Origin of the sequence: Pseudomonas guariconensis (genome assembly GCF_900102675.1) — a bacterium.
Classification (GTDB): domain Bacteria; phylum Pseudomonadota; class Gammaproteobacteria; order Pseudomonadales; family Pseudomonadaceae; genus Aquipseudomonas; species Aquipseudomonas guariconensis.
This window is the reverse complement of the sequence record NZ_FMYX01000002.1, coordinates 350,208-362,282: the sequence shown is the minus strand read 5'-3', so window position 1 is coordinate 362,282 and position 12,075 is coordinate 350,208. Positions and strand designations below refer to the sequence as shown.

The following is a 12,075-nucleotide window of genomic DNA, read 5'->3' as shown; positions in this document are numbered from 1 at the left end:
CGCGGTGGGGCGCTTCGATGCGCAGGTGGAAAAACTGGGCATTATCCGTTCCCGGGGGCGTGTTGCCAACCTTTGAGCGGCAAGCTGGGTATGGAGCGGCAAGCTTCAAGCTTCAAGCTGCAAAAAAAGCGCAGCGTGCACGGCCTGCCCTTGCTTGTTGCTTGCAGCTCAATAAAGGTCGACCGGATCTACGTCCAGCGACCAGCGCACCTGGCGCCCGGATGGCATGTGTTCCAACACTAGCAACCAAGCGCTGATCAGTCGATGCAAGGGCGCCCGGGCATTGGCCTGGAGCAACAATTGCGCGCGGAAACGCCCCGCACGGCGCTCCATGGGCGCAGGTACCGGGCCGAGCAGCTCGATACCCTGCAGGTTCTGCTCGGCCAACAGCCGTTCAGCGGCGCTGCAGGCCTCGTCCAGAAAACCCTCGGCCTGGCCTGGCTTGTGCGCCTCGGCCCGGAGCAGGGCGAGGTGGGAGAAGGGCGGCAGGCCGGCCGCGCGGCGTTCGCTCAGGGCCTGCTCGGCAAAGGCGAAATACCCTTGCTCGGTCAGTTGCACCAGCAGCGGATGTTCGGCCAGGTGGGTCTGGATGATCACCTTGCCGGGCTCCTCTGCCCGACCAGCGCGGCCGGCGACCTGGACGATCAACTGCGCCATGCGTTCGCTGGCGCGGAAGTCCCCGGAGAACAGGCCGCCATCGGCGTCGAGGATGGCCACCAGGGTTACCCGGGGGAAGTGGTGACCCTTGGCCAGCATCTGGGTGCCGACCAGGATGCTCGGCTGTCCGCGCTGAATAGTGGTGAACAGGTTGTGCATCGCATCCTTGCGCGATGTGCTGTCGCGGTCGACCCGCAGGATGGGATAGTCCGGGAACAGCACCTTCAGACGCTCCTCGGCGCGCTCGGTACCCGCGCCCACCGGGCGCAGGTCGACATGGGCGCATTGCGGGCACTGGTGGGGCAGGCGTTCGTCGTGGCCGCAGTGGTGGCAGCGCAACACGCCGGAGCGCTGGTGCACCGTCATCCGGGCGTCGCAGCGGGGGCATTCGGACAGCCAGCCGCAATCGTGGCACAGCAGGGTCGGCGCGAAGCCGCGGCGATTGAGGAACACCAGCACTTGCTGGCCTGCTTCCAGTGTCTGGCGGATGGCCTGTTGCAGCGGGCCGCTGATGCCGCTGTCCAGCGGCAGGCTGCGTACGTCCAGGCGCAGGAAGCGCGGTGCGCGAGCGCCGCCGGCGCGTTGATTCATGCGCAGCAGGCCGTAGCGGCCGCTGTGGGCATTGTGCAGGCTTTCCAGCGAGGGGGTGGCCGAGCCCAGCAGGATCGGGATGTTCTCTTGGTGGGCGCGGACCACGGCCAGGTCCCGGGCGTGGTAGCGCAGGCCTTCCTGCTGTTTATAGGAGCCGTCGTGCTCCTCGTCGATGATGATCAGCCCGGGATTTTTCATCGGTGTGAACAGTGCCGAGCGGGTGCCGATGATGATATCGGCCTCGCCGTCGCGGGCGGCGAGCCAGGCATCCAGGCGTTCGCGATCACCGACCGCCGAATGCAGCAGGGCGATGCGAGCGTTGAAGCGTTGCTCGAAGCGCGCCAAGGTCTGCGGCCCAAGGTTGATTTCCGGAATCAGGATCAGTGCTTGTTTGCCGGCCTCGAGGGTTTCACGGATCAGTTGCAGGTAAACCTCGGTCTTGCCGCTGCCGGTCACCCCCGCCAGCAAGAAGGCATGGAAGGCGCCGAAGCCCGAGCGCACGGCATCGAATGCGGCCAGTTGCTCTTCATTCAAGGGCAGCTCCGGCTGTGCCAGCCAGTGTTCGTGACGGGGCTGGGGCAAATGGCGGCGGACCTCTACCTGAACCAGTTCCTTGGCCAGCAGCAAATCGAGGCTGTCCTTGCTCAGGCCCAGCTTGGACAGCACGCTGTGGGCGACGCCGTGCGGATGCTGGGCCAGGGCCTTGAGGGCGTCACGCTGGCGGGGGGCGCGTGCGATACGCGGGTCTTCGAGGCGGGCGCCGGGAGCGACATGCCAAAAACGCTCTTGACGCATCTCGGCCGGCTCGCCCTGGCGCAACAAGGTGGGCAAGGCCCAGTTAAAGGTGTCGCCCAGGCTGTGCTGGTAGTACTGCGCGGTCCACAGGCACAGCTTGAACAGTGCCGACGGCAGCGGTGAGACCGGATCGAGCAGGGCACTGGCGGGCTTGAGCTTGTCGGCGGGCACTTCGCTCTTGTCGCAGACCTCCACCAGTACGCCGATCATCTCCCGGCGGCCAAACGGCACGCGGATGCGCATGCCAGGCGTCAAGGCCTGGCGGGCCATGCTTGCTGGTGCCCTATAGTCGAACAGGCGACGCAAAGGCGAGGGCAGGGCTAGGCGCAGAATGACGTCGGACACGCGGGAGGTCTCTGGATGGCAGGTTTACAAGTTCCGCGAGCCTAGCAGACGACAGTCGGTGATCGCGACAACTTGCGCTGGCGCCTTGCTCTGGTATTATTCGCCGCCTAATTACGTGCGGTATTCAACAATTGGTGTTGGGTGGCGGCACGCAGCTCGAGGAAGTGACCATGAAAGCAGATATTCATCCGAACTACGAAGTAGTTGCAGTCACCTGCAGCTGCGGCAACAAATTCGAAACCCGTTCGACCCTGGCCAAGCCGCTGGCGATCGACGTGTGCTCCCAGTGCCACCCGTTCTACACTGGTAAGCAGAAAGTCCTGGACACCGGTGGTCGCGTACAGAAGTTCGCCGATCGCTTCGGTATGTTCGGTACCAAGAAGTAATCATGCGCATGGCGAATCCCTCGGGTTTCGCGCTGCTGCAAAAAAAGGCGCCCCTTGTGGGCGCTTTTTTTGTGGGCGCGATCTGGCATTTTCCCGCGCTGGCTTTCTGCCCATTGCCCGACAAGCCGCAGCAGGTGGCGGTGCGACAGGTGGTCGATGGCGACACCTTGCGTCTGAGTGATGGACGCAGCGTTCGGATGATCGGCATCAATGCACCGGAAATCGGCCGTAAAGGTCGCACCAGCGAGCCCTATGCCGAGGCCGCCAGGCAGCGTTTGCAGGCGTTGGTCAAAGCCAGCGACGGTCGGGTCGGGCTGGTGCCGGGGGTAGAGGGAAAGGACAAGTACGGTCGCACCTTGGCGCACATCTATGGCCGGGATGGCAACAATCTTGAAGCCACACTGCTCAGCGAGGGCTTGGGCTATCGCGTCGCGGTGGCGCCCAACGTCAAGCTTTCCCGCTGCCAGCAACAGGCCGAGCAGGCGGCCAGGGCGGCGCGGATCGGGTTATGGCGGCAGTCGCCAGTGCTGCGAGAGGGTGATGTCCGGCAGTCGGGCTTTGCTGTCATAAGCGGCAAAGTAAAGGCTATCGAGCGCAATCGTGGTGGTGTTTGGCTGGAACTTGGCAATGCGGTGGTGCTTCGCATTCCCGCTCGTCTGCAGCGCAACTTCCCCTCGAGCTTCTTCGATAACCTCAAGGGACGCCAGGTCGAGGCGCGCGGCTGGGTGCTGGATCGTTCCCGCAAGGGTGGGCTGAAGCCTGGGCAGCGACGCTGGGAATTGCCGTTGACCGATCCGAGCATGCTCGAACGGATTTCAGGGTAAATAGTTGTAGACATTTCGCTATTAAATTGTACACACTTGATGGTGTATGCCCCCGTGGGTTATAGCGTAAAGTCGTAGGCTAAAGGCCTTGACACAAGTGACCGGGCAGTCTTGTGGCCCCCCGGCTCTTTGCGTATCCTCGGCGGTCCGTCAGAACAGTAAACAAGCGGAATGCCCACCATGTCAGACCTGAAAACCGCCGCTCTCGAATACCACGCTCAGCCTCGTCCGGGGAAACTGAGCGTCGAACTCACCAAGCCGACCGCAACCGCCCGTGACCTGGCCCTGGCCTACAGCCCGGGTGTCGCCGAGCCTGTGCGTGAGATCGGCCGTGATCCAGAGCTGGCCTACAAGTACACCGGCAAAGGCAACCTGGTTGCGGTGATTTCCGATGGTACCGCCATCCTCGGCCTGGGTGACCTGGGTCCGCTGGCGTCCAAGCCGGTCATGGAAGGCAAGGGTGTTCTGTTCAAGCGTTTCGCTGGCATCGACGTATTCGACATCGAAGTCGACTCCGAAAGCCCGCAAGCCTTCATCGACACCGTCAAGCGTATTTCCATCACCTTCGGTGGCATCAACCTGGAAGACATCAAGGCGCCTGAGTGCTTCGAGATCGAGCGCACGCTGATCGAGCAGTGCGACATTCCGGTCTTCCACGATGACCAGCACGGCACCGCGATCGTCACTGCGGCCGGCATGATCAACGCCTTGGAAATCGCCGGCAAGAAGCTCGACGAAGCCAAGATCGTTTGCCTGGGCGCTGGCGCTGCCGCCATCTCTTGCATGAAGCTGCTGGTCAGCATGGGTGCCAAGGTCGAGAACATCTTCATGATCGACCGCACCGGCGTGATCCACGCAGGCCGTGACGATCTGAACCAGTACAAGGCCCAATTCGCGCACGCGACCGACAAACGCACCCTGGCTGACGCACTGGAAGGTGCCGATGTCTTCGTGGGTCTGTCCGGCCCGAACCTGCTGAGCCCGGAAGGCCTGAAGAGCATGGCTGCGAACCCGATCGTGTTCGCATGCTCGAACCCGGATCCGGAGATCAAGCCAGAGCTGGCCCACCAGACCCGCAGCGACGTGATCATGGCTACCGGTCGTTCCGACTACCCGAACCAGGTCAACAACGTGCTGGGCTTCCCGTTCATCTTCCGTGGCGCTCTGGACGTACGTGCCAAGCGCATCAACGAAGAAATGAAAATCGCCGCCGCCATCGCCCTGAAGGACCTGGCCAAGCTGCCAGTGCCGCAGGAAGTCTGCGACGCCTACGGCGTGCAGGCGCTGGAATTCGGCCGTGAGTACATCATTCCGAAGCCGATGGACCCACGCCTGATCACCGTCGTCTCCGATGCCGTGGCCAAGGCTGCCATCGAGTCCGGCGTTGCAACCCTGCCGTATCCGAAGCACTACCCACTGCAGAACGTGAACGACGTGTTCAACGGTTAATGCAGAACGCAAAAAAGAACCGGCTCAAATGAGCCGGTTTTTTTTGCTTCGAGTTTAGAGCTGCGAGCGACACGTTGTTCGAGGTTGTCTGTAGGGGGGGGCCGGGAGAGCCGGCGCGCCCTTCTTCTTGCTTGTCGCTTGTGCTGCTTAGAAAAGATCCATCGGCGCCGCTTCATCGGCCGGCAGCGGGCTGCCTGGTGCCGCACCGTTGCCCAGCTCGTCTACCGAAGGCGGGGAATCCTCGGCCTTGAAGAGCTCGAAATAGGCATTCGGAGTGCTTGGCGTGGCGGCGCGGCCGCTGACCGGATCGACCCGCAGGCTGAGGATGCCTTCCGGTTCGGCTGGGGCGTGCTCGGGCTTGCCTTTGAGCGCCGCACCCATGAAGTTCATCCAGATCGGCAGCGCGGCGGTGCCGCCATACTCGCGCCGGCCCAGGGTCTCCGGCTGGTCGAAGCCAACCCACACGGTCGTCACGTAGTCGGCGTTGTAGCCAGTGAACCAGGCGTCCTTGGACTCGTTGGTGGTGCCGGTCTTGCCCGCCAGATCGTTTCGACCAAGGGCCAGGGCGCGGCGGCCGGTGCCGCGCTTGATCACGTCCTGCAGCATGCTGGTGAGAATATAGGTGGTACGACCGTCGACGATGCGCTCGGCCACGACCGGTGCCTGTGGCGCGGGTGCCACCTGGCCAAGTGTCGAGGGTGCTTCGCCTGGCAGCGGCTGGATGCTGATCGGCTGTTCCGGCGCGGCGATGCCGGCCTGGTCCTGACCCTCTTGAGGAACCCTCGCCGGATTGGCGGTGAACAGGGTTTCGCCGTTGCGGCTCTCGATGCGTTCGATCAGATAGGGGCTGATCTTGTAGCCGCCGTTGGCGAAAGTGCTCCAGCCCGTGGCGATTTCCATCGGCGTGAGGGTTGCGGTCCCCAGCGCCAGAGACAGGTTCGGCGGCAGGTCCTGCTTGTTGAAGCCAAACTTGGCGATGTAGTCGATGGTCTTGCCCACGCCGATCGATTGCAGCAGTCGGATCGAGACCAGGTTGCGCGACTTGTACAGGGCTTCGCGCATGCGGATCGGGCCGAGGAAGGTGTTGGTGTCGTTCTTCGGGCGCCAGACCTTGTCCAGGTACTCGTCGACGAACACGATCGGTGCGTCGTTGACCAGGCTGGCGGCGGTGTAGCCGCTGTCCAGTGCGGCGCTGTAGACGAAGGGCTTGAAGCTCGAACCGGGCTGGCGCTTGGCCTGCATGGCGCGGTTGTAATTGCTCTGTTCGAACGAGAAACCGCCGACCAGTGCGCGGATGGCGCCGTTGTAAGGATCCAGAGTGACCAGTGCGCTCTGGGCACCAGGCACCTGGCTGAACTTGAGCTTGCCGTCTTCCAGGCGCTGCACACGGATCAGATCACCGACCTGGGCTACGTCCGCGGGCGATTGAGGGGAGCGACCCTGAGCATTGCTGTTGAGGAATGGCCGGGCCCATTTCATGGTGTCCCAGGCTACGTGCTCCTCTTCGCCACTGCGGGTCAGCACCTTCAGGCCGCTCTTGTCGACCTGAGTGACGATGGCAGGCTCAAGGCCCCCAAGGGTGCGCTGCTTGCTCAGCTCCTGCAGCCAGGCGGCGTGGGTCTTGCCTGGGAAACGCGATTCTGGGCCGCGATAGCCATGGCGCTCGTCATAGTCGGTCAACCCAGTGAGCACGGCCTTGTTGGCCATCTCCTGCATGTCGCTCGGCACCGTGGTGGTCACGCGGAAGCCTTCGGTGTAGGCATCGCTGCCATAGCGGCCGACCATTTCGGCGCGGGCCATTTCGGCGATGTAGGGCGCGTTAACCTCGGGTGTCGGGACGTGATAGCTGGCATTGAGCGGCTCGGCCAGGGCGGCCTCGTAGCTGGCCTGGTCGATCTTGCCGAGCTTGTACATGCGGCCCAGGATCCAGTCGCGGCGCTCCTTGGCGCGCACCGGGTTGGCCAGCGGGTTGAAGCGAGACGGCGCCTTGGGCAGGCCAGCGATCATGGCCATCTGGGCCAGGCTGATGTCGCGGATGGACTTGCCGTAGTACACCTGTGCAGCGGCTTCGATGCCGTAGGCGCGGTTGCCCAGGTAGATCTTGTTGACGTACAGCTCGAGGATTTCGTCCTTGGTCAGCTCGCGTTCGATCTGCAAGGCCAGGAGGATTTCATTGGTTTTGCGCGAGAAACTGCGCTCGCTGGTGAGGAAGAAGTTCTTCGCCACCTGCATGGTGATCGTGCTGCCGCCGGTCTGGATGTGGCCAGATTTCACCAGCTGGGTCGCGGCGCGCATCAGGCTGCTCGGATCGACCCCATAGTGATTGAGGAAATTGTCGTCCTCTGCTGACAGAAGCGCCTGGATGAACTGTGGGGGAATATCCGCGAAACGGATAGGCGAGCGGCGCATTTCGCCGAATTCCGCAATCAGCTTGCCGTCGCTGCTGTACACCCTCAAGGGGATCTGCAACTGGATGCTTCTGAGGGACTCGACCGAGGGGAGGCTGGGGCTAAGATACAGAAACGCACCGCTCACACCGAGTACGAGCGCGCAGATGACTGCGACGAAAGACCACCAGAAGAACTTCAGCAGACGTATCAAGGCTTTTGGGTGTCCAGGTTGGGAGTGGATTGCACGCGGTCCGGCGGACAGGAAAAAACGCTGGGCATTATAAGCATTTTTCGCTTTGCCGGGGCGACCGGCCGGCCTGGACGGTCGGCTCCTGTAGTGCGGCACTGCGACGATCTTTCAAGGAAGAACCATGCTTGGACGTTTCGGCAGGGATGCCGGTTCACTGCTGGGGGTGGAAATCGCCTCCGGTTCCGTTCGAATCCTTCAATTGCAACGGCGCCAGGGCGGCCATGCAGTCTGCGCCTGGGCCGTGGAGCCTTTCGAGGCGCCACCGGGGCACTGGACGGCACATCCTGATGTGGTGGCCAAGGCCTTGCAACGAGCCTGGCAGCGTAGTGGGTCTCGTCAGCGTCAGGCCGCAGTGGCGTTACCGGGCTCTGAGGTGATCTGCAAGGTACATCGGCTGCCGGCGCGATTGTCCGACAGCGAGATGGAGGCGCAGTTGCTGGCCGAGGCCGAGCGCCTGTTTCCGTTTCCATTGCAGGACCTCGCGCTGGATTTCCAGACGCTCGAGACGGTGCCGGGGCCGGTCGATGAGGTGAGCGTGCTGGTGGGGGCTTGCCGCCACTGTCTGTTGGAGCCGTTGGAGCAGGTGTTCCACAGCGCTGGCTTGCAGTTGGTGATGGTCGAAGTCGACAGCCTGGCCTTGGCCCGCACGCTCGCCCCTGGCCGACTTACCGCAGCGGCGGTCCTCAGGATCGAGGCTGTTCGTGCCACCGTGCATACCTGGTCGGAGCCTTTCATGCCTCAGCGTCTGGAGTTGCGCTTCGTGCCCGAGCAGGACCAGGCACAACGCCTCGAACGTATCGGGCACTGGCTGCGCAGTGCGCTGACGGGAACATCCGTCGAATGCCTTCACGTCGCACCGTGCGATGTGCCGGAAGACGGCTGGCTGGGAGGGCTCGCGCAGCAACTGGCGATGCCGTGTGAGTCGCTCTGGCCTTTCGCTGGCCTGGCGCTGGCGGGCCTGGCCATGGATTCCACGCTGTCGTGCAGGGAGGCTGGTGGCATGGCGCTAGCCTACGGACTGGCATTGGGAGGAGGGCAGTGATGCTGCGGTTGAACCTGCTTCCCTGGCGCGAACGGCAGCGCCTTGCGGCAGTTCGGCGCTTCAAGCTGGCCGTGCTCGCCAGTGTCCTGGTCGCCTTCTGCGGCGTGATGCTGCTCGACCATATGGCCCGTCAGCGTTTGCAGAGCCAGGAATTGGCCATTGCGCAAAGCCAGGCTTTGTTGCAAGAGCAGCAAGCGGAGCTCGCGCGCATCGATGGGCTGCGTGAGCGGCGCGAGGCCGTGCAGGCGCAATCTTCAGCCCTGGCTCGCCTGCGTGCCGATCAAGGTCTGCCTTTGGTGGTGTTCGCCGAGCTTGAGCGGGCCATGCCAGAGGGATTGAGCTTGAGCGAACTGACCTTGCAGGAAAATCGCGTGCAAGTGCTTGGGTTGGCGGCGTCCCCCGCTGTCCTGGCGCAGCTCATGCGCGCGCTCGAGCAGTCTGCCGTCCTGCAGGGGCTGGAGCTAAAACGCCTTCGCAATGTGCCAGCGGGTGAAGAGTTCTTGTTGTTGGCCCAGGTGCCGGTTTCGTGGTCATGACGTGGGCCGAGGTGACCGACTGGCGGGAGTGGGGGATCCGTTCGCGGGGTTTCATTGCTGCGATTCTGGCGACGTTGATCGCCCTGGTGTTGCTTGCCGGGTGGTTCGGGCTTCTCCAAGGGCGGTATCGGACCTATCAGTTGGGCAAGGGCCAAGAGCAATCATTGAACTTGGCGCTGTCGGGCAATTCGCAGGCGCTGCACCTGCACGAGTCTGCCCGGCTGGCGCTGGACGATGCCACGCTGCAGTTGCGCGATGCGCGTTGGCGCCTGGCTGCGGGTGCGAACATGAGTGATCTGCTCGACGAGCTGACCAGTTCGGGACATGCCCATGGGTTGGTGTTCGAACAGCTCGATGTGGAGCAGGCGCGCGTGGAGACTGGCTACCAGATGGTGCCGCTGCGGGTAGAGGTCGTGGGGCGTTATGCCGCGCTGCGGATGTGGCTGGACGAATGGTTCGGCCAGGTTCGTCTCTTGCGGGCAACGAGCCTGCGGCTGGTCGACTTGCCCGAGCGTCCAGGCCTGCTGCGCCTGCAGGTGCAGGTCGCTTCGTATCACCCGGGCGAAGAACTGCCGGTACCGGCCTCGCTGGCCCATGAGCCGGCGAGGCCGGCGGCCCGCCCTCCGCGCGTGGACCTGTTCGTACCCTGGTCGACTCAGGCCGCCGTGACGGGGCTGGCTGGCGTGCCCCTGGATCAGTTGGAGATGGTCGGCAGCCTGTCGCAGGCTGGGCATCACCAGGCTCTGCTGTGGTCGGCTGGACGGTTGTATCGGGTGTGTTCTGGGGACCGTGTGGGGCGTAATGAGGGTGTCGTGGTACGGATCGATCGACACCAGATCGAGGTGCGCGAGCGTGTGTTCGTCGCGGGAGTGTGGCACGAGCGGTCGGTCTACCTGGCCATGGGAAAGCGGGTCAACAACGAGGTCATGGATGACGCTGAACAAACTGAAGATCGGCATGGTGATGGCAATGCTGTCGAGCCCGGCGGCGACAGCATCGCTTTATCGAGGTGAGCCGCTGTCCCTGAATTTCCAGGACATCGAAGTGCGCGCGGCGCTGCAGGTGCTGGCCGATCATGCCGGCATCAACTTGGTTGCCAGCGACACGGTACAAGGCAGTCTTACCTTGCGCCTGGAAGACGTGCCCTGGGATCAGGCGCTGGACCTTGTATTGCGCAGCAAAGGACTGGCCCGGCGCGAGGAGGGTAACGTTCTGGTGGTCGCGCCCATCGCGGAGCTGGCAGAGCAGTTTCGTGAAGCCCGGTCTGGGCAGGCGCTGGATGCGCAATTGCAGCCCATGCGGCGTGAGCTGCTGCCGATCCATCACGCCAAGGCGGCGGACATGGCAGAGTTGTTGTTGGCCGCGCTCGCCGACGAGGGCATTCTCACCGGGCGCGGCAGCCTGAGTGTCGACCCACGGACCAACACCTTGGTGGCCTACCAGCCGGCCGACCGACTCGCCGAGTTGCGGCGACTGGTGGGGCAGCTGGATGTGCCGGTGCGACAAGTGCTGATCGAGGCGCGGATCGTCGAGGCCAACGTCGATTACGAAAAAAGCCTGGGTGTGCGCTGGGGCGCGCCCCTGCAAGGCGATACCGCTCGTCTGGGAAAAGAACTGTTCGTCGACCTGGGTGTGGAGCGGGGGACGTCCGGCATTGGGTTGGGGGTGCTACGAGGCGGGACGCTGCTGGACTTGGAGCTCAGTGCCATGGAAAAGAGCGGAAACGGCGAGATCATCTCCCAGCCGAAGGTGGTCACCGCTGACAAGGAGACCGCGCGGATCATCAAGGGTACCGAGGTGCCTTACCAGGAAACCAGCAAGAGTGGCGCGACCTCCATCTCGTTTCGCGAGGCATCGTTATCGCTTGAGGTGACGCCGCAGATCACGCCCGATGGCAAAGTCGTGATGGCTGTCAGGGTGACCAAGGACGAGCCTGACTACGTCAATGCACTGAACAACGTCCCGCCCATCCGCAAGAATGAGGTCAACGCCAAGGTGCGGGTGGCGGACGGCGAGACGATCGTCATCGGTGGCGTTTACTCGACCACGCAAAACAATGTGGTCGACAAGGTGCCATTTTTAGGCGATCTGCCGTATGTTGGCAGGCTGTTTCGACGCGATGTATTACAAGAGAAAAAATCCGAGCTGCTGGTCTTCCTGACTCCGCGTATCATGAGTGACCAGGCGATTGCTGTGAGTCGTTGATTCTGTGCGAAATTTGATACTTGTGGGACCCATGGGCGCTGGAAAAAGCACCATCGGACGCCTATTGGCCAAAGAGCTGCGCCTGTTGTTCAAGGATTCCGACAAGGAAATCGAGCTGCGAACCGGCGCCAACATCCCGTGGATCTTCGACAAAGAAGGCGAGCCGGGCTTTCGTGACCGTGAGCAGGCCATGATCGCCGAACTCAGTGGCCTCGATGGCGTGGTCCTGGCGACCGGCGGCGGCGCGGTGATGCGTGAAGCCAATCGCAGGGCGCTGCGTGAGGGCGGACGGGTGATCTACCTGCACGCCTCGGTGGAGCAGCAGGTCGGGCGCACAGCGCGTGATCGCAATCGGCCACTGTTGCGCACTGCCAACCCGGAGGCGACCCTGCGCGCCCTGCTGGAAACCCGCGACCCGCTTTACCGTGAAATCGCTGACCTGGTGGTGGAAACCGACGAACGGCCGCCGCGCATGGTGGTGCTCGACATCCTTGAGCGCTTGCAGAAGTTGCCGCCCCGGTAAGCCGGGACTATTCTCGGCGACCAACGCCGAGGCGGGTTGAACGTTACCGCGCGGGGTCGCCTGGACGATGCCGCGCCCTAGT

The 12,075-nt window shown here is 63.3% G+C and carries 10 protein-coding genes; 8 read left to right on the top strand and 2 right to left on the bottom strand.

Features of this window, described 5'->3' with window-relative positions; translation table 11 throughout:
* Nucleotides 1-168: 168 nt before the first annotated feature.
* Nucleotides 169-2,388 carry a primosomal protein N' gene (locus tag BLS27_RS04500; protein ID WP_090343365.1) on the bottom strand — a complete coding sequence of 740 codons (2,220 nt, stop codon included), beginning with the start codon at nucleotides 2,386-2,388 and terminating at the stop codon, nucleotides 169-171.
* A gap of 170 nt (nucleotides 2,389-2,558) precedes the next feature.
* Between BLS27_RS04500 and rpmE the strand changes: the two genes are divergently transcribed.
* The 3 genes from rpmE to BLS27_RS04485 all read left to right on the top strand — a co-directional run bounded on the left by rpmE (nucleotide 2,559) and on the right by BLS27_RS04485 (nucleotide 5,047).
* The gene (gene rpmE, locus BLS27_RS04495) at nucleotides 2,559-2,774 is read left to right on the top strand and encodes a 50S ribosomal protein L31 (protein WP_023378219.1); all 216 of its coding nucleotides are present in this window, start codon (nucleotides 2,559-2,561) and stop codon (nucleotides 2,772-2,774) included.
* A gap of 2 nt (nucleotides 2,775-2,776) precedes the next feature.
* Nucleotides 2,777-3,598: a thermonuclease family protein gene (locus BLS27_RS04490; RefSeq protein WP_043208594.1), complete on the top strand. Its 822-nt coding sequence runs from the start codon at nucleotides 2,777-2,779 to the stop codon at nucleotides 3,596-3,598.
* Between the two features lie 180 nt (nucleotides 3,599-3,778).
* Nucleotides 3,779-5,047, top strand: coding sequence for a malic enzyme-like NAD(P)-binding protein (locus BLS27_RS04485; protein WP_043208592.1), 1,269 nt, complete (start codon nucleotides 3,779-3,781; stop codon nucleotides 5,045-5,047).
* A 147-nt stretch (nucleotides 5,048-5,194) separates the two neighbouring features.
* On the opposite strand, the gene BLS27_RS04480 is transcribed toward BLS27_RS04485, so the two are convergent.
* On the bottom strand, nucleotides 5,195-7,645 hold the full coding sequence (locus tag BLS27_RS04480; RefSeq protein WP_425262095.1) for a penicillin-binding protein 1A: 2,451 nt from the start codon (nucleotides 7,643-7,645) through the stop codon (nucleotides 5,195-5,197).
* A 163-nt stretch (nucleotides 7,646-7,808) separates the two neighbouring features.
* Between BLS27_RS04480 and pilM the strand changes: the two genes are divergently transcribed.
* From pilM to aroK, 5 genes are read left to right on the top strand one after another with little or no spacing between them, the layout of a single operon-like run.
* Nucleotides 7,809-8,729 (top strand): type IV pilus biogenesis protein PilM, encoded by a 921-nt coding sequence (pilM, locus tag BLS27_RS04475; RefSeq protein WP_090343359.1) that lies wholly within the window; start codon nucleotides 7,809-7,811, stop codon nucleotides 8,727-8,729.
* Nucleotides 8,729-9,265, top strand: a complete 537-nt coding sequence (locus BLS27_RS04470; protein WP_090343357.1) for a PilN domain-containing protein — start codon at nucleotides 8,729-8,731, stop codon at nucleotides 9,263-9,265. Before pilM ends, BLS27_RS04470 begins: the two co-directional genes overlap by 1 nt.
* Nucleotides 9,262-10,278: a pilus assembly protein PilP gene (locus BLS27_RS04465; protein WP_244155210.1), complete on the top strand. Its 1,017-nt coding sequence runs from the start codon at nucleotides 9,262-9,264 to the stop codon at nucleotides 10,276-10,278. Before BLS27_RS04470 ends, BLS27_RS04465 begins: the two co-directional genes overlap by 4 nt.
* Entirely contained in the window at nucleotides 10,235-11,470 is a 1,236-nt protein-coding gene (locus BLS27_RS04460) for a type IV pilus secretin PilQ (protein ID WP_324724953.1), read from the top strand. The genes BLS27_RS04465 and BLS27_RS04460 overlap by 44 nt, the downstream gene beginning before the upstream one ends.
* A 4-nt stretch (nucleotides 11,471-11,474) precedes the next feature.
* Entirely contained in the window at nucleotides 11,475-11,993 is a 519-nt protein-coding gene (aroK, locus tag BLS27_RS04455) for a shikimate kinase AroK (RefSeq protein WP_043208585.1), read from the top strand.
* Nucleotides 11,994-12,075: the final 82 nt, after the last annotated feature.

Coding starts and splice junctions, on each gene's coding strand:
- BLS27_RS04465 (WP_244155210.1), top strand. CDS start 9,262: ATGACGTGGGCCGAGGTGACCGACTGGCGGGAGTGGGGGATCCGTTCG.
- rpmE (WP_023378219.1), top strand. CDS start 2,559: ATGAAAGCAGATATTCATCCGAACTACGAAGTAGTTGCAGTCACCTGC.
- BLS27_RS04485 (WP_043208592.1), top strand. CDS start 3,779: ATGTCAGACCTGAAAACCGCCGCTCTCGAATACCACGCTCAGCCTCGT.
- BLS27_RS04470 (WP_090343357.1), top strand. CDS start 8,729: ATGCTGCGGTTGAACCTGCTTCCCTGGCGCGAACGGCAGCGCCTTGCG.
- BLS27_RS04490 (WP_043208594.1), top strand. CDS start 2,777: ATGCGCATGGCGAATCCCTCGGGTTTCGCGCTGCTGCAAAAAAAGGCG.
- BLS27_RS04460 (WP_324724953.1), top strand. CDS start 10,235: ATGCTGTCGAGCCCGGCGGCGACAGCATCGCTTTATCGAGGTGAGCCG.
- pilM (WP_090343359.1), top strand. CDS start 7,809: ATGCTTGGACGTTTCGGCAGGGATGCCGGTTCACTGCTGGGGGTGGAA.